The organism is Parasutterella secunda (genome assembly GCF_023336895.1).
Classification (GTDB): Bacteria; Pseudomonadota; Gammaproteobacteria; order Burkholderiales; family Burkholderiaceae_F; genus Aphodousia; species Aphodousia faecalis.
Genome location: NZ_JAMBLT010000033.1, coordinates 1 through 485, shown reverse-complemented (window position 1 = coordinate 485; position 485 = coordinate 1). Strand labels below are relative to the sequence as shown.

Here is a 485-nt window from a genome sequence, read left to right as displayed (position 1 = left end):
ATATTAGGACCTAATATCACGGGAAAAGGTGCGTGGCCGTACATGGGAATGACGCAGGTATCAAATCGTTGTAAATTCGTAGGGGCGATGTATGGCACCACAGATGAACTTAATGACAACAACAGCATCAATGGACAAGCTTCGACAATTCATCCTTGTTTAATAGGTGTCGATGCGTCAAGATCAAATCAAAAGTTTGGGGCATCTGATACTTTTCAACCTGATGCTGGCTATTCTTTAATGATGATAAAAGCGTAACCAGAAAGAGGTTGTACCGTTTCCGCAGAATACATTTCATTAGCCAATGAAGAATCAAATAGTACCTTGTAGTTTCTAGTGTTACGAACCGAAGCTACATCAGCCTCCCAACCTGAACACCTTTCATAGTTAAATGGACCAGTATGTGTAGTAGTCGCATCGCGATTATTCCATTGATCTTCGCTATTGAAGAATCCGCTGATATTAGGACCTAATATAACTGGAGA

General features: G+C 40.8%; 2 protein-coding genes. One reads left to right on the top strand and one right to left on the bottom strand.

The genetic code is table 11. From position 1 onward, the window contains the following. The coding region (locus M3080_RS09180; RefSeq protein WP_428982299.1) for a hypothetical protein at nucleotides 1-258 on the top strand (258 nt) is incomplete at its 5' end. Here the strand turns inward: M3080_RS09180 and M3080_RS09175 are convergent. Then, on the bottom strand, nucleotides 231-485 hold a 255-nt coding region (locus M3080_RS09175; RefSeq protein ID WP_249092820.1), incomplete at its 5' end, for a hypothetical protein. The two genes, M3080_RS09180 and M3080_RS09175, sit on opposite strands and share 28 nt — an antisense overlap.